This window comes from Acinetobacter sp. YH12070, assembly GCF_013419625.1.
In the GTDB taxonomy this organism is placed as follows: domain Bacteria; phylum Pseudomonadota; class Gammaproteobacteria; order Pseudomonadales; family Moraxellaceae; genus Acinetobacter; species Acinetobacter amyesii.
Map to the genome: position 1 here is coordinate 102,724 of NZ_VOZT01000001.1, position 17,222 is coordinate 119,945.

Annotated in this window: 20 protein-coding genes; 9 read left to right on the forward strand and 11 right to left on the reverse strand. The window is 42.4% G+C overall.

Features of this window, described 5'->3' with window-relative positions; translation table 11 throughout:
- Window positions 1-60 precede the first annotated feature (60 nt).
- The 3 genes from FTU17_RS00460 (at window position 61) to FTU17_RS00470 (ending at window position 2,834) form a co-directional block, all read left to right on the forward strand.
- On the forward strand, window positions 61-1,089 hold the full coding sequence (locus FTU17_RS00460; RefSeq protein WP_180054294.1) for a DUF4062 domain-containing protein: 1,029 nt from the start codon (window positions 61-63) through the stop codon (window positions 1,087-1,089).
- Between the two features lie 65 nt (window positions 1,090-1,154).
- Window positions 1,155-2,177, forward strand: coding sequence for a ferrochelatase (gene hemH, locus FTU17_RS00465; protein ID WP_168377948.1), 1,023 nt, complete (start codon window positions 1,155-1,157; stop codon window positions 2,175-2,177).
- A 12-nt stretch (window positions 2,178-2,189) separates the two neighbouring features.
- A complete protein-coding gene (locus FTU17_RS00470; protein WP_078189772.1) occupies window positions 2,190-2,834 on the forward strand; it encodes an MBL fold metallo-hydrolase in 645 nt (214 codons plus the stop codon).
- 93 nt (window positions 2,835-2,927) lie between these two features.
- On the opposite strand, the gene FTU17_RS00475 is transcribed toward FTU17_RS00470, so the two are convergent.
- Window positions 2,928-3,113, reverse strand: a complete 186-nt coding sequence (locus tag FTU17_RS00475) for a DNA gyrase inhibitor YacG (protein ID WP_078189771.1) — start codon at window positions 3,111-3,113, stop codon at window positions 2,928-2,930.
- 83 nt (window positions 3,114-3,196) lie between these two features.
- Between FTU17_RS00475 and FTU17_RS00480 the strand changes: the two genes are divergently transcribed.
- The 3 genes from FTU17_RS00480 to FTU17_RS00490 all read left to right on the forward strand — a co-directional run bounded on the left by FTU17_RS00480 (window position 3,197) and on the right by FTU17_RS00490 (window position 5,543).
- Entirely contained in the window at window positions 3,197-3,847 is a 651-nt protein-coding gene (locus tag FTU17_RS00480) for an SAM-dependent methyltransferase (RefSeq protein WP_180002966.1), read from the forward strand.
- Window positions 3,848-3,853: 6 nt separating this feature from the next.
- Window positions 3,854-5,059 carry a TIGR03862 family flavoprotein gene (locus tag FTU17_RS00485; RefSeq protein ID WP_180134471.1) on the forward strand — a complete coding sequence of 402 codons (1,206 nt, stop codon included), beginning with the start codon at window positions 3,854-3,856 and terminating at the stop codon, window positions 5,057-5,059.
- Window positions 5,060-5,132: 73 nt separating this feature from the next.
- The gene (locus FTU17_RS00490; protein WP_180048801.1) at window positions 5,133-5,543 is read left to right on the forward strand and encodes a GFA family protein; all 411 of its coding nucleotides are present in this window, start codon (window positions 5,133-5,135) and stop codon (window positions 5,541-5,543) included.
- Window positions 5,544-5,670: 127 nt separating this feature from the next.
- Here FTU17_RS00490 and FTU17_RS00495 read toward each other — a convergent pair whose 3' ends face one another.
- Both FTU17_RS00495 and FTU17_RS00500 read right to left on the reverse strand, forming a co-directional pair.
- The gene (locus FTU17_RS00495) at window positions 5,671-6,246 is read right to left on the reverse strand and encodes a hypothetical protein (RefSeq protein ID WP_168377944.1); all 576 of its coding nucleotides are present in this window, start codon (window positions 6,244-6,246) and stop codon (window positions 5,671-5,673) included.
- Window positions 6,247-6,255: 9 nt separating this feature from the next.
- Entirely contained in the window at window positions 6,256-7,032 is a 777-nt protein-coding gene (locus FTU17_RS00500; protein WP_180134472.1) for a class I SAM-dependent methyltransferase, read from the reverse strand.
- A 116-nt stretch (window positions 7,033-7,148) separates the two neighbouring features.
- On the opposite strand from FTU17_RS00500, the gene FTU17_RS00505 reads away from it, so the two are divergent.
- From FTU17_RS00505 to FTU17_RS00515, 3 genes are all read left to right on the forward strand, one after another.
- Window positions 7,149-8,420, forward strand: coding sequence for an alpha/beta fold hydrolase (locus FTU17_RS00505; RefSeq protein WP_180134489.1), 1,272 nt, complete (start codon window positions 7,149-7,151; stop codon window positions 8,418-8,420).
- A gap of 124 nt (window positions 8,421-8,544) precedes the next feature.
- Window positions 8,545-8,736, forward strand: coding sequence for a hypothetical protein (locus FTU17_RS00510; RefSeq protein ID WP_257227349.1), 192 nt, complete (start codon window positions 8,545-8,547; stop codon window positions 8,734-8,736).
- Window positions 8,737-8,833: 97 nt separating this feature from the next.
- On the forward strand, window positions 8,834-9,787 hold the full coding sequence (locus FTU17_RS00515; protein ID WP_180134474.1) for a 2-hydroxyacid dehydrogenase: 954 nt from the start codon (window positions 8,834-8,836) through the stop codon (window positions 9,785-9,787).
- A gap of 143 nt (window positions 9,788-9,930) precedes the next feature.
- Here FTU17_RS00515 and FTU17_RS00520 read toward each other — a convergent pair whose 3' ends face one another.
- From FTU17_RS00520 to glyQ, 8 genes are all read right to left on the reverse strand, one after another.
- On the reverse strand, window positions 9,931-10,440 hold the full coding sequence (locus FTU17_RS00520; RefSeq protein WP_180134475.1) for a hypothetical protein: 510 nt from the start codon (window positions 10,438-10,440) through the stop codon (window positions 9,931-9,933).
- A 111-nt stretch (window positions 10,441-10,551) separates the two neighbouring features.
- On the reverse strand, window positions 10,552-11,040 hold the full coding sequence (locus tag FTU17_RS00525; protein WP_180116720.1) for a hypothetical protein: 489 nt from the start codon (window positions 11,038-11,040) through the stop codon (window positions 10,552-10,554).
- A gap of 260 nt (window positions 11,041-11,300) precedes the next feature.
- Window positions 11,301-11,948, reverse strand: a complete 648-nt coding sequence (locus tag FTU17_RS00530) for a hypothetical protein (RefSeq protein ID WP_180026632.1) — start codon at window positions 11,946-11,948, stop codon at window positions 11,301-11,303.
- Between the two features lie 352 nt (window positions 11,949-12,300).
- Window positions 12,301-12,690, reverse strand: coding sequence for a hypothetical protein (locus FTU17_RS00535; RefSeq protein ID WP_078189759.1), 390 nt, complete (start codon window positions 12,688-12,690; stop codon window positions 12,301-12,303).
- Window positions 12,691-13,083: 393 nt separating this feature from the next.
- On the reverse strand, window positions 13,084-13,470 hold the full coding sequence (locus FTU17_RS00540; RefSeq protein WP_180041342.1) for a hypothetical protein: 387 nt from the start codon (window positions 13,468-13,470) through the stop codon (window positions 13,084-13,086).
- A 4-nt stretch (window positions 13,471-13,474) separates the two neighbouring features.
- Entirely contained in the window at window positions 13,475-14,068 is a 594-nt protein-coding gene (locus FTU17_RS00545; RefSeq protein WP_180041344.1) for a DUF6036 family nucleotidyltransferase, read from the reverse strand.
- A 1-nt stretch (window position 14,069) separates the two neighbouring features.
- The gene (gene glyS, locus FTU17_RS00550) at window positions 14,070-16,139 is read right to left on the reverse strand and encodes a glycine--tRNA ligase subunit beta (protein WP_180134476.1); all 2,070 of its coding nucleotides are present in this window, start codon (window positions 16,137-16,139) and stop codon (window positions 14,070-14,072) included.
- Window positions 16,139-17,122, reverse strand: coding sequence for a glycine--tRNA ligase subunit alpha (gene glyQ, locus FTU17_RS00555; protein WP_067666981.1), 984 nt, complete (start codon window positions 17,120-17,122; stop codon window positions 16,139-16,141). Before glyQ ends, glyS begins: the two co-directional genes overlap by 1 nt.
- Window positions 17,123-17,222 lie beyond the last annotated feature (100 nt).

The window sequence follows — 17,222 nt, forward strand, 5'->3', positions numbered from 1 at the left end:
TGTTTCAGCAACCACTTTTTTGAGTGCTGGATATAGCGTGCAACGGGAAGAGGATCTCTAATGCTCGATAAGCGTTATCAAGTATTCATTTCCACATCTGGCAGTGAAATGCAGCCAGAACGGATCATTTTGGCTCAGACGCTTGTAGGGATGGGTTTTTTCTCTTGGGGGTTGGAACAGCGCACACCATTAAGTACGGCTTTTGCGCGTCGTCAAATTGATGACTGTGATTATGTGGTGATCTTACTGGGTAGTCAGTATGGCGAGCAGTCTGTTTCAGGTGTGGGTTATATGCACCTTGAATATATTTATGCAGTGACGAAACAAAAGCCGGTCATTGTGTTTATGCATGAAGATCCAAATTCACGTGATCTTTCTTTGCATGATGAAAAGCCTGAGCTACGTGAAAAATTCAAAGACTTTCGTAAGCTATTGCAAAATGAAGTGGATCAAGTCTTTAGCTATCGAACCTTGCGTGATTTAGAAATGGCAGTGCGATTGAACATGCCGCAAATGCTAGAGCGCTATCCTGTTTCAGGTTGGGTTCGTCCGCAAAATACCCAAGCTTTGCATGATGAAATTGATCGCTTAAAAGCCCAGTTAGTTCAACTCGAAACAGAATCAGGAAAACGAGAAGTCGACCCATTCCTGAGCTTACCGAAAGTGTCTATGCATGAAGTGTTCTCTTTTGAATATCGCATGCATGCCTATCAAGACGGCAATTTTAAAGAGCTGAAAGTTCAGAAAAAAATGACGTGGGCACAGTTGCTTTCGATTTTAGGTTCAACTTTTGTCAATCCGACCCCAGAAGAGTTTTTCTCTAAACGCATGAATGAATTTCTAAACGAAACAGGTTTGGAAGATGCCCGCGTTGAAATGCCTCGTGCGCATGCGGTTGCTCGTGCTCAGGTGAATATTCGGGCTTTGCATAGTATCAAGAGTCAAATGCGTCAAAATGATTGGATCATTCCAAATGGACGTGATGACCGTCAACGCATGTTGTGGCAAGTGACCTCGAAAGGTCAAAAACTACTGGAAAGTAATTTGTTGGATAATGATCGGGTTTTCCAATTTAAAACTGTATATTAATCTGTTTTATAAAATAGATAAAAAGCTGCTACATTAGCGTCATTCAAATTGATGGAAAAAGTGTAATGTTGTCTGCCGAAAAAGCTAAAGTCACCATTATTCTGGCGAACTTAGGCACGCCTGATGCGCCAACTGTGCCCGCAGTGCGTCGTTTTCTGCAACAGTTTTTGTCAGATCAGCGGGTGATTGAAATTCCAAAACCGATTTGGCAATTGATTTTGCGTTTGTTCATTTTGCCATTTCGACCTAAACGTGTTGCACATGCCTATGAAATGGTTTGGGGCAATGATTCGCCTATGCGTGAAATATTGTTGGCGCAAGTTGACGCTGTAAAAGCACATTTAACTCAAGCGTATCCAGAATTTGAACTGAAGGTGGTTCCTGCCATGACCTATGGCAATCCAGGCATTCAAGCAGCTTTAGATCAATTGGCACAGCAGCCACAAGACCACATCGTCCTGTTTCCACTATTCCCACAATATTCAGCAACATCGACTGCACCGCTATATGATGCGATCGCACAATGGATTCCGCAGCAACGCAATTTGCCGGGCTTGAGTATTATTCGTGATTACTATCAGCACCCGCTATTTATTCAAGCTTTAGCGCAAAGTGTGCGTGATTATCAAGCGGAGCATGGGGTCGCGGATAAGTTATTGATGTCTTTTCATGGCATTCCACAGCCTTATGCAGACAAGGGTGATCCCTATGCTGACCGTTGCCGTGTAACAGGACATTTAGTCGCGCAAGCGCTTGGTTTAACTGAAGATCAATATGAAATCAGTTTCCAATCTCGCTTTGGTAAGCAAGAATGGGTGAAACCTTATACTGATGCCACTTTGGACGCATGGGGCAAACAAGGCGTGAAATCGGTACAGGTTATGAGCCCTGCATTTTCAGCGGATTGTTTGGAAACGCTAGAAGAGTTGGCGCTGCAAAATGCTGAAATTTTCCAAGCTGCAGGCGGTGGTGAATATGGTTATATTCCTGCATTAAACGCGCGGGATGATCATGTCGCATTGCTCAATTTATTACTTCAAGCTAATCTTGATGCCTTAAAGCAAACATTAGCCCATTCATCGCCTTGAGGTTTTCGCCCTATGTTGCAAGTTAAAATCGTGCCCGTTACGGCATTTCAACAAAACTGTTCCATTGTTTGGGACTCTGAGTCGAAAGAAGCGGTCTTGATTGATGCAGGGGGAGAGCCTGAAAAATTAAAAGCCGAAGTTGAAGCGCTCGGTTTAACGGTCAAAGCCTTGTGGTTAACGCATGGCCATTTAGACCATGCAGGTGCGGTTGGGGCATTAACCCAAGCTTGGAATGTTCCAGTGATTGGCCCGCATAAAGAAGATGCGTTTTGGTTGGACATGATTCAGGAGGTTTCTGCGAAATACGGTTTCCCGATCCCTGAAAATGTCCATGTGACCCAATGGTTGGAAGGCGGCGAAACCTTGAAGCTGGGTGCAGAAGAGTTTGAAGTTCGTTTTGCACCGGGGCATACACCAGGTCATGTCATGTTCTATAACGCAAAATATGCCGTGCTTTGGACGGGGGATGTGTTATTTAAAGGCTCGATAGGCCGGACAGATTTTCCACGCGGTAACCATCAACAATTACTCGACTCCATTCAGCGTGAATGTTTTAGCTTGCCGGATGACACGCAGTTTATTTCAGGGCATGGTCCAATGAGTACCATTGGTTATGAAAAACAACATAATCCTTTCGTTGCTGGTAAAGCGGGTTAAGCAACTAGATTGAGAAACTTAAATTAACAAAACAGGAATCCAAACGGATTCCTGTTTTATTTACCTAAATAATAGGGTTATGCACTTGAGTCCTTAGAATTGGTCTTCTTCACGGCCACCATCGGCCTGAGGTGCATCTTGTGTCGGCAGACGATATTCATCATTGGCCCATGCACCGAGATCAATCAATTTACAACGATCTGAGCAAAACGGGCGATATTCATTATTTTCCCAAGTCGTCAATGCGCCGCAGCGTGGACAATTCATGGTGGTGGGCATGCTTAACTCCAGCAAAAACGGATGATTCAATTAGGCAAATACAGTCGCAGTTGTTAGACTTATGCCGTTCTGTTTAGTTTGATCTGTTTATGCCTATTCGTCAATTTCAAGCGCAGCGTATGCGAGCTCCCCGTGATTTTCAGCCGATTGATTCCACGCCGATTTGTGTGGAAATTGGGGCTGGTAAAGGTAAACATGCATTATTGTTTTCAGCCAATCACCCTGAATTTCAATTGATTGCTGTTGAGCGGACACGTGAAAAATTTGTGGCAATGCAAAAGCAGCATCAACTTGAAGGGCAAAGCAATTTAGCTCCAATTCATGCTGATGCATTGCCTTGGGTAGTACATGCCTTACATCCTGCGCAAGTACAGCAATTCTTTATTTTGTATCCAAACCCTGAACCGCATAATCCTGCACAGCGCTGGTTAAATATGCCGTTTTTTGAATTTTTATTGTCGCGTTTGCAGCCGGGTGGTCAGATTACCTTGGCCAGTAATATTCCTGAATATATTGAGGAAGCGCAGCAGCAGTTAATCGATGTTTGGAAGCTACCTTTTGTCAAAGAACGCATTGCAGAGACTTCAGCACGTACACACTTTGAGATTAAATATCTAGAACGTGGTGAGTTGTGCCAACAATTATTGGTGACTAAACCCGCTGGCTATACCACACGTTTTGATGATTTTCAGCCGCTACAAGGCAAGCAACCCACCGAAGCATCTGCGGAATAATTGGGCATGACTCAGCGTATTGCAATCATTGGGGCAGGTCCTGCGGGATTGATGGCGGCGGAAGTGCTTAGCCAATTTGACTATGACATTCATGTTTATGAGCAAAAACCATCGGCAGCCCGTAAATTTTTAATGGCTGGCAAGACGGGGCTGAATATTTCGCATGCAGAACCCGTTGAACAATTTGTGCAGCGCTATGATCAAGTGGAATGGCTGAGCCCATGGGTTAAGCAGTGGGATGCAGCATGGATTCAACAGTGGATGATGGGGCTGGGCATTGAAACCTATATTGGTTCATCGGGTCGGGTATTTCCTATTGAAATGAAAGCTGCGCCTTTGCTGCGAGCCTGGTTAAAACGTCTCAGTCTCGACGGGGTGCAGTTTCATTATCGACATCAAGTTTTGGACTTACAGTCCAATCAGCTGACGATTCAAAACCTTGTTGATGGATCAAATCAAGCGCTTGGCTTTGATGCGATTATTATGGCATGTGGGGCTGTGTCTTGGTCACGTTTAGGCAGTGATGGCGCATGGCAAAAATGGCTGCAGCCTGAGAGTATTGAAGTTTTTCAGGCCAGTAATGCCGGTGTGGAACGCGTTTGGTCGAAGTTCATGCAGCCCGTGTTTGGACAGCCTTTAAAGCGGGTCAATGCATGGGTCGAGCAAGCCGAGCCGACCCAAGGTGATATCATCATTTCACACTATGGACTGGAAAGTGGATTGATCTACAAACAAGGTCGAGCACTGCGTCAACAGGTGAAATCTGCTCAGCCCATGCAGCTAACTTTGGACTTATTGCCAGATCAAAGTGTTGAGCAATTGGCTAAGAAATTACAGCCTTCGAAAAAGCAATCTTTAACCAATGTTTGGCGTAAAGCCGGTTTAGATGTGGCGAAAGCTGCACTGGTCCGTGAACTGGTGGATAAATCTTTGTGGCATGAACCTGCCTTACTTGCTGCGAAAATTAAACACTTAGATATTCAACTTGATGGATTTCGCCCGATAGATGAGGCGATTAGCTGCGCAGGTGGTGTGAAGCGTTCAGTCCTAAATGATGGCTTACAATTGAAGAGCAATCCTGCAGTATTTGCTTGCGGTGAAATGTTGGATTGGGATGCGCCTACTGGAGGCTATTTACTAACAGCCTGCCTTGCAACCGGTCGAGCAGCGGGTGAAGGGGTTCAAAACTATCTGGTTTCTTTGCAGAACTAAGCGCTTCAAATTGTCACAATCTTGCTGAGGAGTTGTGATATTTTGAGATGAAATTCTTCTAAGAAAGACCACTATGCGCGTACAAGAACAATATACCGGAAGCTGCTTGTGTGGAGCGGTTTGTTATGAGATCAATGGTCCGGTCGGTGAGATCATGCAATGCCATTGTTCTCGGTGCCGCAAAGCCAATGGTACAGCATTTGCGACCAATGCCCCGATTGCTAAAGCAGATTTTAAAATTGTAGCCGGTGAGCAGTTTCTGAAACAGTATGCGTCTACCGCTACCACACAGCGCTGTTTTTGTAGTGAGTGTGGTTCGCCGATCATCAGTATAAAGGCTGAAACGCCTGATTATTACCGCTTACGTATAGGCACCTTAGATACACCTCTGACGCAGAAACCAACCTGTCATATCTTTGTCGCATCCAAAGCAGAATGGGATGATATCGCAGGTGATTTACCACAATATGCTGAACGACCATAGCGAAAATCAAGATTGAGCAATCACATCAAGGGCAGGTTTGCACCCTTGATGTTAAGTAATAAGCTCGTATCGCTCTCTCATTCATCCAAGTTGAATTTGGGTGCATAGATTGCAACAGGGTGGATGATTAGGGTTGTCGAGTTTTTTGTAGTTCAGGATATTGTTCTTGCCAATGTCCCAATTGTTCTTGAGCATGAATAAACTGACCGAGACCTTTGACACTATCACTAGGATTTTTCAACTCACCATCGGCTGCTTGATTTTTCTCACGATAAATTTGTGATTGATTGTCCCAGTACTGATACATCAAGCCTTGAATATAACGGCCTTGCTCAGTTTTCATTTCGAGTTCTTTGAGCATATTCAGTGCTGACTGGATGTTGTCACGCTTACGCTGTGTAGCAAATTCATCAGTGAGTTTGCCTTCCTCACGCAGTTTCATCAGCTCATCTTCCATCTCATCGCTAATTTGACTAAAGCTCTCATCATATTGCGTCAGAAGCGTTAAGTCGTGTAGATCATCTGGGGTCTTGGCAAAGTTTTTAATAGGATCACTATTCAGCTCTTTCATGATTTGATCGTCGGAACTGATTTCACTATTTTGTTCCACCGTTTTTGATGATTTTTCACATGCAGTGAGTCCTAAGACTGTACCCATGAGGAAGATGACACTGAGTTTTTTTAAAGAGATTGGCAAGAGCATAATCGTGTCCTAATGTGTTTTTCTAAAGATATAGACATGCGTGATATAGGGAAAATCAATGAAATCCTGCGCAGTCTTTTGGGTTGATTCAGCCACGATATTTTCAAATTGTTGTTTCAGTTTTTGTTGTTCATCCGGGCTTAACGCTGCAATAAAACTGGTGGACAATAATCGTTTGGAAACCACGTGTTCCACTGTACCATGATGCAATTGTTGAAAGGTGGTTTCGGCAATTAATTTGAACACTTGCTGCTGCTCAAACACTTTTTGCCATTGCCCACTATGATAACGTGGTGTTTCACCTTCGAGTTCACTCAAGATATCAGCGAGTTGTTTGACCCAATTGACTTGGATATCACGTTGGTTCCAAATCAATACAAGATCCCCATTGGGAACTAAGATACGACTGATTTCATTGAGGGTTTCAGGGGTGGCAAACCAATGAAAAGACTGGGCACAAAATACCGCTGCCACAGAATGATCATGCAGTGGAATCTGATCACTTTGGGCGGCTAAAGTTGCAATATGCGGATGTTTTTTCTGCAATTGTTGCAGCATTTCATGCACAGGTTCGATCGCGGTGATATTTTCACTGAGTGGGCGAATATACTCGAGAAATTTGCCTGTACCTGAGCCTAAGTCCACCAGATGGGCTTGAGGGGCTAAAGCTAAATGTTGTTGTAGCCACGCACTGATTTCAATCGGGTAGTCAGGGCGGGCTTGTTGATAGAGTTCAGCTGCAGAGCTAAAGCCTTGTTGTGCGGCAGGATGTATTGAATGTGTCATATTCTGCACTTTTTAATCTGTATGGCCTCTATAAAATAGCATATTCGGAACAAGATAAACTTTGAATGCAACAAGGAAGGAAAAGCGTGACGCAACAAGGACTGGAGCAAAGCACAATGGAAAAGCACATCATTTTTGAAGATGATCAAATTCGTGTCATTTTTCAGCCTGGCAATTCTCGTGAGCTTATTTTCTCCTTCGGTGATTTGATTACCCGTGCCAAGGGTTTGAGCATCAATGCCGAGAAGTCTTTGCAAAAATATGATTTTAATGTGATCGGTGTGATGCCGAAACAAAAATCGTGGTTTCCAGCATCGTCAATGCAACCGATGTATCAAGCCATCAAGCCGATCCTAGAGCAATTTGAGATGCGTATTGCCTATGGTGGTTCCATGGGCGGCTATGCTGCCATTAAGTATGCCAATTTATTTGGTTTTCAGCGCGTGGTCAGTATGGTGCCGCAGTACTCCATAGACCCAGAAGACATTGTCGATACACGCTATGGCATGTTCTTTCAGCCCAATCTGCATGCCAATATGCGGGTACTTGCTGAAGACGTATCGACTACACGCGAATATATCGTGGTGTATGATCCTTATTGCCCAGAAGATCGCGCTCACTTTGAAAAACTACAGGCTTTAATTCCGCATGTGCATGTGTTGCATCTGCCGTTTACAGGGCATGATGCCATTGCAGTGTTGGCGAGTTCAGAACTGTTAAATGATTTCTTAAGACATCCTTTTGATGCGCCGTATTTTTATCAAAAAATGCGTCGGGTTAAGAAAAACAGTAAATTCTACTATCGAAAAGTCATTGAAAATTTACTGACACGCCATCGTGATGCCTTGGGTGAAATTTTAAAAAGCAATTCGTTTCAGCTTGATCCACAATTTTTTGATGCCAAACAAAAGCAGACCTTATTACGGGTATTGTTTAATAACAAACAAGTCAGTGAGCAAGATCTGCAAAAGTTGGGGATCACAACTTTTGTGCCACAGGATAATCGTAACCTGTTACTCGACCAGTTTGAACATGGTTTAGTGTTTAATGTGATTAGCCAAAAAATTGAAAGCTATGCAGCCGGTGTGATTGCGCTGAATCACAAGTTTTTGATCCCTTTGCAGCCGAAGGGCACAGGCCTGGTATACGTACAAGTCCAAGATGAGCGTTACATGGTGGTGATGAATGACCGTCAGGTAATGAAACTGGTCTTAGCTCAAGATGAATTGGCGACAGGTATGCATCCGATTTTAATGCAGAAATATGTGGGCTATTACACGCTGAACTATAAAGAACTGCGTTTGAGTAGTGATGAATTTGGTCAAATCTTCTTTGTGGAAAATGCCGATGCATCTTGTCAGTTCGTGGTGCAACCCGAACAAATTTAAGCTCGATATTTAGTTGAAAATCCAAAGCTTGCTAATTTGTAGGAAGAGATTATGATGAGAGAAAGGCAGTATAAAAAACAATCATACTGCCCAAAACATCATAAGGAATATGAGGGGTATCAGTATGCATTCAACGCAGATGCTTGCTGTATTATTCATCTTAGTGCTGACCATGGGTTCAGCCTATGCACAGGGGGTTAGTTCAAGCATACTGGTTTTTAGCAGCAGTATGTTGTTACTTACGATACTGACCATTTATGTCATACTCAAAATTCGAAATTCACTGCAACATCATCTCGATAAACCCGCGAAATAGCGGGTTTTTTTATATGCTATTCGATTGCACTTTGGTGCATCACAGGTTTTAATCATTCACAATCGAATCTTTATAATCGGCCAGAAGGGAAGCAGCCATGAAAGCGGTATTTCTAGATTATCAGTCTCTAGATAAACAGGACTTAGATTTTAGCGGACTAGACGCACAGTTTGATGAATTGACACTCTATCCCGCAACAACGGCTGCAGAGGTTGCTCAGCGCATACAAGGGGCTGATGTGATTATCAGCAATAAAGTACACATCAATGCTGAGCACATGCAGCTCAATCCGCAATTAAAACTGATCTTGATTTCTGCTACTGGCACCAATAATGTTGACCTTGTACACGCACAGCAACAAGGCATCGTGGTGTGTAATTGCCAAGCTTATGGCACCGCTGCGGTCGCACAGCATACCTTGATGTTAATGTTGAACTTGGCGACATCATTTCGACAGTATGATCGGGCGGTCCAACAGGGAGATTGGCAAAAAGCGGATCAGTTCTGCTTACTGGATTTTCCAATTATTGAGTTGGCTAGTAAGACTTTGGGGATTGTTGGTTATGGCGAATTGGGGCAAGCCGTGGCCCATTTGGCTAAAGCTTTTGGCATGAAAATTATGATTGGTGCGCTACCGAATCGACCTATGGCGGCTGAGCGTGTAGCATTTTCTGAGATGCTAGCGCAGGTCGATTTTCTGAGTTTACATTGTCCTTTAACTGATGAAACTCGTGATTTACTCAATCATGAAAGCTTGGCTCAAATGAAAGCATCGGCCTTTGTGATCAATTGCGCACGAGGTGGTGTTGTCAATGAAACTGCCTTAGCTGAGGCATTAAAATCAGGCACGATCGCAGGCGCAGCAACCGATGTCTTGACGGTTGAGCCACCCAAGCAGGGTAATGTGCTGCTCGACCCAAGTATTCCAAATTTAATCATTACCCCACATAGTGCATGGGGAAGCGTCGATGCACGACAACGCATTGTGCAGCAATTGGTGGAAAATGTAGAAGCCTTTGAAGCGGGCCATCCTCGTCGTCAGGTCAACTAAATTTTGTCTTTAACACTGCTTTTTCTGTGTTGGATTGATGCTTTTACAGCTCTGTATGGCATTGACCGTACGTGCGGTATATCTCTGTAAGCAATAACACTTTTACAGTGTGGTGAATCGCTTCAAAGTGAAGATGCACAGCATTAACAGGCTTTAATGAAGGCTGGTTTGAAATGATTTTTGATCCGCTCAAATTCAAGTTCAGTCTTGATACTGTTTGGCATCATGATTCGTAAATAACTTTTTTCGAGTTTAAAAGGCTCTTTGGTATTGGGTACAGGATTAAAGCCACCATTTGGGTAGATCAAATTTGTCTCATAGGCACGTAAAATCTGATCATTGTGAAAATAGAAACTTGTTAGGCTTTGATAGGATTCACCAAAAACATAGAGGTTTATTTTGCATTGACCATCAAGTTGATACAACGTCGCTTCATTGCCTTCAGTCGATTTGTATTCTTCGTCATCTAGCATCTCTAAGGTTTGTAATAATTTACCTTCGGCATCATGGTTATATTGGTATGAATCGTACAATTGGGGAAAAATAGTTTGCAACTGTGGATAACTTTTCAACAATTGTGGAAAACGTTGTAAGCCAATCATAGAGCCAACACAGAGCAGAATGCCAAGCAAGATACCAAATAAAATTCGCATTTTTTTCTCATTAATTCATTGTTTTTATAGGCATAGGCCAAAGACCAAAAGTATTTAATTTTGGTTTTAAAAAAGCCCAACCAAAGTTGAGCTTTTAAATGTGGTGCTAAATTATAAATCAGTCACTGGATAGGTCGTAGACGTTGAACTCGATGGATAGCTACTTTGTGGATATTGATTGTTATTTTGCCCCGCATTGTTGCTCGGAGCCGTATTGATTGTATTGCCTGAAGACGGTTCACTCAACGACTGTTGGCTAATGGGCGCAGGTTGGCTGGTTTTGCCTGTGATATTTTCACGGGTTTGCTTCAATTTTTCATTGACGTTTTGGGTGGCTTGCTGTGCGCCCTGATCAACCTGTTGTACTGTATTTTGAGTAGCAGTTTTCGTATTGTCCCAAGCTTGGTTGACCGAAGGCTTAATTTTAGAAATTCCACGTTCAGTCATTTCACCAATATTTTTAGCAGCACCGACCACGCCTTCTTGGGCTTTATAGGCCCACACATGCAATAAATTTGGATTATCGCCATAAGGGCTCACAGGTTTTTTCGCTTGTTGCTCAGTACTTTGCGCTGCCGTGTTTTCTTGTGCCCAAAGCATGGGTGTCGTGAATATTAAGCTTAGGCATAACGTTGCTTTTAATGAAATCTTCACAGCTTCACCTCTGAGTTTTATAGATTTTCTATCTGATGAATGGTTTTAACGCATTATAGGAAAAATTGCAGCGAAAAAAACTTGCCTTAGCAAAATCAATACAGCAAATGACAGCTTTGTACACGTTTGTATTTTGCATAAGGTAAAAAAGGCCCACCGAAGGGTGAGCCTACTCTCTGGAGGAGAGGGTATGAAAGCCAGTTTACTTATTTGTGAGCACCTAAGCTGGCTTCATGTGAGCTATGGACTTCAGCTTGTGCGACAGGCGTTTGCAACTGTACATTGCTACTGCCACTCACATTGGCTTCTTGACCTTTTTGGAAATTCGCTTTGGTTTGTTGCCATTTTTCACTGGCAAATTGGCGACCTTCCTGAGCTTTTTCACCTAAATAGCTCTTGGTTTGATCAACTTTGTTGTCGACATTGCTTTTACGTTCATCAAGTTTTGCTTTGTCTTTTGCAGCTTTTTCATCGAGCTGTGCTTTGCGCTCATCAAGCTTAGCTTTATTTTGCTCAGCCTTGGCATCGATCTTGGCTTTCGCTGCATCTGACTTTTCATCTTTAGACTGTTTTAGGTCAGCCCATTTATTTTTTGCATCTTGCTTTTTGTCAGCACTGAATTCTTTGGTGTCTTGCCATTTTTCTTGGGTGAATGTTTTGGTCTTATCGACGCCTTTTTCAATTTTGTCACCGGCTGTATGCGCAGACTGATTAATGTCTTGTTTTAGATTTTGCAGTACAGACGGTTGCTGTGTTTCAACTTTCGCATTGGCTTCTACTGCGGTGTTCGCAAATAGTGGGGTGGTTGCGAATAATGCTGCGGTGATCAGTGTTGTTTTAAATAAAGGTTTCATCTTTGCATTTGTCCTCTTTTATTGAACGCTGCTGTTGCACTCAGCATTTGCGCTTTTGGAGCAGAGGACATCTTAAGAGTAAAAAAAAAGCAAAAAGTGGTTTTGTGCGATAAGTCACACAATGCGATAACAGCTCAGATACGCGGAAGTTTGAAATGTGGAAACTTAGTTAAGTTAACGTAGTATTGTAATTTTATGAAAATACAGTGGCTTATATGTGATTTGCGCGTTGCTGTGGTGTGGTTCTAGTTACGATTTTCATCATAAAAAATAATGGGTTTGAACGGATTATAGTTCAAGATTCAAGGAAAAATGAAACCATACCCCCATTTGGAGATATGGTTTTTATCATTTATTCACATTGTGTAAGTGCATCTTTTGCAAAATGACCGCGTAATGCAAGGAAGTTCTTTTGTACATCCGCAGCATTTAAATCAAAATTGTGTGCTGAACTTGTGCCGTCTTTAGCAAAGGTTGCTGTACCACCTGAAATCAGGGTTAAGCCTTTAAATGACCATTGTTCAACCGATTTTGCTTCTTCTAAATTGCCTGTAAATTCAATCACGCATTTATCTACAAATTTAGTCAGTTTTGCTTTGTTATCCGTGGTATCTGGGTAGACATCAATGTTTTGAACTTCTTGTAATACACCAGTTTCAAGTTGTGGAATCGTTGGTGCAGATGTACATGCAGAAAGTGTTAGACCCGCAAGACCAGTCAAAAGGAATGCTTTCAATTTCATAAGTTTCATTCTTGTTGAGTGTTGTTGTCTTTGAGTATAGGGAATTGGTGAATTATTGGCTATAGGCTTAAGGTTCTAGTCTAAGATATTCATGCTATTCGATTTTACGGATCGGTAGATCTATCTGATTTTGTTTTTTATATTGGATGTATAGTAATGCCAGAATGATGATTGTATAGGTAGAAAAATAAAATCAAAAGTTGCGCTCAGCTCCTGAAAATATTAAAAATTCAGCTATGATTGGCGGGAGCATAGCAATCATGATGTATTCGATGACGGAGAGAGGTTCTTTGTTTTTATATTGAGCTTGTTTTGTGCTTACTGCTCTAAAGGTTTTTGTATTTTCAAATCTTAAGTGAGTAATTTTTATTTAAAGGGTTTTGATTGATTTATTTAAACGTGAGAATAATGTCGTGTTTGTAAGCTGAGCAATTGGGGTTTTAGATGATTTAAATCCTCATTTAATCCATATTTTTTAGCTAAAGGATCAACTAATGTTCTGACATCATGAACTCTATAAGTATGCTGAACATTCATTGATTGTGAAAAGGATTTGAGTTGTTGTCTTCTAGATACGCTGGAACAAGAATAGCGTCTAAATTTTTCTAGTAAGAAAACAAGACGGCGTTTCTCTAGTCTATTTAGATGTAATGTAACGGACGGTAGAAATTCTGAATACAGTAATGCTTCAGCCACAGGTCGAACCTCCTCAAATGTGGCAGAGGTTAGGGGCTGCTTTAATAGTTTTTTCAAAGCATTTTCAAATTCTACTTGATCCATACAATTAATCTCTGAGTTCTGACAAGATCGAAATCATGTATCTGATGTTGGATTCTAACTGTTGCGGAGTTGCATAGTAATCCATAGCATTATTCGCTGATTTTTCAAATTCTTCAAGAGTGAATTTATTTCTAAGAAATAGCTCTTTAATATCTTCTATATCGCGATCAGATAGACGAGCTAACTTGGAAACGGCTAGGTCTAGACCAGAAACTAAGTAAACCTCAACCACATGTTCTGTTACGAGAGGAATTATACGTTCATCGTAGTCAGGATCAATAGAAGCTAAGCTAGTATTGAATCCGCGGTCAAATTCTAAATTGGTTTCAAGATTATGGTTATCTAAATATTCGATATCATTTCCTTCTAGGAATAAATAAATTTCATCTTTCTTTAACTCTTTGATAGCTTCTATGTGTGCATCAATATCATTACTACCTCGAGCATTAGTGTGAATATGAAAAGCACATCCACCAAAAATAAATGCTTTGACTGCACCATGAGGTAAATCAGAATGGTTTTCTAGGATCCAATTTTCGAGCTCTGAGAAGAGCTCGAAAATTGCTAGAGCAATTGGAGAATCGCTATAGATTGTCATATTAGTGCTGTAACACTGAAATATCCGCAACTGCTGTAAATAAGCCACGCAACTGTGCAAGCATACGTAAACGGTTTGCTTTCAGGTCTGCATCATCTGCCATCACCATCACACCGTCAAAGAACGCATTGACTGGCGCACGAAGTGCAGCAAGTGCAGACAATGCAGCAGTGTAGTCCTTCGCAGCAAATAACGGCTCAACCACAGGTGTGATTTTCGCAAGCTCAGCGAACAATGCTTTCTCAGCATCTTCTACCAAGTTTGCTTCAACCACAGCGCCTTCAGGAGCAGCTTCTTTCGCTAGAATGTTTGCAACACGTTTGTTTGCAGCGGCAAGTGCAGCAGCTTCAGGGAGGTCACGGAAATGATTTACCGCATTTACACGTTTGTCAAAATCAAGTGGTGATTTTGGAGAAAGTGCTTGAACAGCTTGAATCACGTCTACAGCCACACCTTGGTCTTCGTATTTCGCACGGTAACGACCTTCAAGGAATGCGACAGCATCCGCTAAAGTCTTATCGTGATCTTTCAATACATCGCCATAAGCAGCAAGTGCAAGTTTGATTAGATCTTCAATCGAAACATCTAAATCATTTTCAGTCACAAGACGCAAAATACCAATCGCAGAACGGCGTAATGCAAACGGGTCTTTAGAACCTGTAGGCGCCTGACCAATACCAAAAATACCTGTGAGCGTATCTAAACGGTCTGCAAGCGCAAGCGTTGTACCTGTCTTGGTTTTTGGTAAAACGTCACCTGCAAATTTAGGTAAGTATTGTTCACCTAAAGATTCAGCAACTTCATCGTTTTCGCCTTCAATACGTGCGTAGTAAGTACCCGCAATACCTTGAAGCTCAGGGAATTCACCCACAAGTTCAGATGTTAAGTCGCATTTTGCCAGCAGGGCAGCTTTTTCAGCATCAGCTGGGTTTGCACCAGTGATTGCAGAAAGTGCAACAGCCAAAGTCGCGATACGTTCAGACTTGTTCCATAGTGTGCCAAGTTCTGCTTGGAACACCATGTTTGCAAGTTTCTCTTTACGAGATGCAAGCGGTTGCTTTTGGTCTTGTAAGAAGAAGAATTCAGCATCTGACAAACGTGGACGAACAACTTTTTCATTCCCTTCAATAATTTGAGACGGATCTTTCGACTCAATGTTTGACACGGTAATGAAGTACGGTTGAAGTTTATTGTCGCTATTCACTAAGCAGAAGTACTTTTGGTTGTCCTGCATCGTCGTGATGAGTGCTTCTTGAGGCACTGCAAGGAAGCGTTCTTCAAAGCTTGCACGAAGCGCAACTGGCCATTCAACCAATGCTGTTACTTCGTCACGTAAGTCCGCAGGGACAATCGCAAAGGCATTCACTTCATCAGCCAAAGCTTTCACTTGTTGGTCGATGATGGCTTGGCGCTCTTCAAAGTTTGCAATCACTTTTGCAGTACGCAGGGCATCAAGATAAGCATCGGCATTTGCAAGTGTAATTGCTTCAGGAGCATGGAAACGGTGACCATAAGTCACGTTACCTGCTTGGTGATCCTGAATTGTTGCTTCAATCACATCACTGTCTTTCAACAACACAACCCATTTTACAGGACGTACAAATTCAGTACGGCTTGCAGTAGAACGCATGCGTTTTGCAATAGGTAGGTTATCTAAAGCGGCTTGTAAAATTTGTGGAAGTAAAACATCAAGGCTTTGACCTTTTACATCTTTTAAGTAGCACACTTTTTCAACTTTACCCGCTTGGAAAGTTGATACTTGATCAACTGTAATGCCTTGACCGCGCATAAAGCCTTCAAGTGCTTTAGTCGGTTTGCCTTCGGCATCAAATGCTGCTTGTTTCGCAGGGCCATCAAAACGTTTTTGAGTGTCAGCTTGCGCTGCATCAACATTCACAATTTTAAGTGCAAGGCGGCGTGGTGCTGCATATGCTTCGATTGAATCGAATGCTAGACCTGCGTCTTTTAAGCCTTTTACCGTTTCTGCATGTAGCGCATCACGTAATTTTTTTAAGCTTTTGGGTGGAAGTTCTTCGCAGCCTAATTCGAACAATACTGTATGTTTAGACATTATTTGCTCTCCTTAGATTCTACTTTTGCTTCCGCTTCAACTTGAGCTTTGAGTTGAGCAAGGACTTCGTCACGTAAAGCAGGTTCTGCCATCGGGAAGCCAAGCTTCGCACGCGCAGCGACATAGCTTTGTGCAATAGCACGAGCCAATGTACGGACACGTAAAATATAACGTTGACGTTCAGTTACTGAAATTGCGCCACGTGCATCAAGCAAGTTAAAGCTATGCGATGCTTTAATCACTTGCTCGTAAGCAGGAAGTGGAAGTTCCGCTTCCATTAAACGAGTCGCTTCCGCTTCATAGAAGTCGAAGAGTTCAAACATTTTTTCAACGTTGGCATATTCGAAGTTATAGGTTGATTGTTCAACTTCGTTTTGGTGGAACACGTCGCCATAGGTCACTGTACCAAACTGACCTTTAGTCCAAACCAAATCGTAAACAGAGTCTACACCTTGGAGGTACATCGCTAGACGTTCTAGACCGTAAGTGATTTCACCTGTCACAGGGTAGCACTCAACACCACCAACTTGTTGGAAGTAAGTGAACTGAGTTACTTCCATACCGTTTAACCAAACTTCCCAACCTAAGCCCCATGCGCCAAGTGTTGGAGATTCCCAGTTATCTTCCACGAAACGAATGTCGTGAACAAGGGTGTCAATACCAATGGCTTTTAATGAATCTAAGTACAACTGTTGGATGTTGTCTGGGTTTGGTTTCAACACGACTTGGAACTGGTAGTAGTGTTGTAGGCGGTTTGGGTTCTCACCATAACGGCCATCTTTCGGACGGCGAGATGGCTGAACATAAGCAGCGTTCCAAGTTTCAGGGCCTAAGGCACGTAGGAAAGTTGCAGTGTGGAATGTACCCGCACCCATTTCCATATCGTAAGGTTGAAGAATTACACAGCCTTGTTCAGCCCAGTAGTTTTGTAAGGCAAGAATTAAGCCTTGGAAGGTATCAATATGCGATATGGCGCGACTCATGGTCATCCACTTAAAATTAGATAAAAATTGTGCTCAATTATAAGGATTTTGGGGGTGTGTGGCAAAGGGTTAATCAATCTTGAACCAAGCTTTGATGTTT

What these genes read in the sequence shown, in the direction of transcription:
- FTU17_RS00470 (WP_078189772.1), top strand. Translation starts at nt 2,190, where the DNA reads ATGTTGCAAGTTAAAATCGTGCCCGTTACGGCATTTCAACAAAACTGT.
- hemH (WP_168377948.1), top strand. Translation starts at nt 1,155, where the DNA reads ATGTTGTCTGCCGAAAAAGCTAAAGTCACCATTATTCTGGCGAACTTA.
- FTU17_RS00520 (WP_180134475.1), bottom strand. Translation starts at nt 10,440, where the DNA reads ATGCGAATTTTATTTGGTATCTTGCTTGGCATTCTGCTCTGTGTTGGC.
- FTU17_RS00545 (WP_180041344.1), bottom strand. Translation starts at nt 14,068, where the DNA reads ATGACAATCTATAGCGATTCTCCAATTGCTCTAGCAATTTTCGAGCTC.
- glyS (WP_180134476.1), bottom strand. Translation starts at nt 16,139, where the DNA reads ATGTCTAAACATACAGTATTGTTCGAATTAGGCTGCGAAGAACTTCCA.
- glyQ (WP_067666981.1), bottom strand. Translation starts at nt 17,122, where the DNA reads ATGAGTCGCGCCATATCGCATATTGATACCTTCCAAGGCTTAATTCTT.
- FTU17_RS00490 (WP_180048801.1), top strand. Translation starts at nt 5,133, where the DNA reads ATGCGCGTACAAGAACAATATACCGGAAGCTGCTTGTGTGGAGCGGTT.
- FTU17_RS00505 (WP_180134489.1), top strand. Translation starts at nt 7,149, where the DNA reads ATGGAAAAGCACATCATTTTTGAAGATGATCAAATTCGTGTCATTTTT.
- FTU17_RS00535 (WP_078189759.1), bottom strand. Translation starts at nt 12,690, where the DNA reads ATGAAATTGAAAGCATTCCTTTTGACTGGTCTTGCGGGTCTAACACTT.
- FTU17_RS00500 (WP_180134472.1), bottom strand. Translation starts at nt 7,032, where the DNA reads ATGACACATTCAATACATCCTGCCGCACAACAAGGCTTTAGCTCTGCA.
- FTU17_RS00530 (WP_180026632.1), bottom strand. Translation starts at nt 11,948, where the DNA reads ATGAAACCTTTATTTAAAACAACACTGATCACCGCAGCATTATTCGCA.
- FTU17_RS00510 (WP_257227349.1), top strand. Translation starts at nt 8,545, where the DNA reads ATGCATTCAACGCAGATGCTTGCTGTATTATTCATCTTAGTGCTGACC.
- FTU17_RS00525 (WP_180116720.1), bottom strand. Translation starts at nt 11,040, where the DNA reads ATGCTTTGGGCACAAGAAAACACGGCAGCGCAAAGTACTGAGCAACAA.
- FTU17_RS00515 (WP_180134474.1), top strand. Translation starts at nt 8,834, where the DNA reads ATGAAAGCGGTATTTCTAGATTATCAGTCTCTAGATAAACAGGACTTA.
- FTU17_RS00485 (WP_180134471.1), top strand. Translation starts at nt 3,854, where the DNA reads ATGACTCAGCGTATTGCAATCATTGGGGCAGGTCCTGCGGGATTGATG.
- FTU17_RS00460 (WP_180054294.1), top strand. Translation starts at nt 61, where the DNA reads ATGCTCGATAAGCGTTATCAAGTATTCATTTCCACATCTGGCAGTGAA.
- FTU17_RS00495 (WP_168377944.1), bottom strand. Translation starts at nt 6,246, where the DNA reads ATGCTCTTGCCAATCTCTTTAAAAAAACTCAGTGTCATCTTCCTCATG.
- FTU17_RS00475 (WP_078189771.1), bottom strand. Translation starts at nt 3,113, where the DNA reads ATGCCCACCACCATGAATTGTCCACGCTGCGGCGCATTGACGACTTGG.
- FTU17_RS00540 (WP_180041342.1), bottom strand. Translation starts at nt 13,470, where the DNA reads ATGGATCAAGTAGAATTTGAAAATGCTTTGAAAAAACTATTAAAGCAG.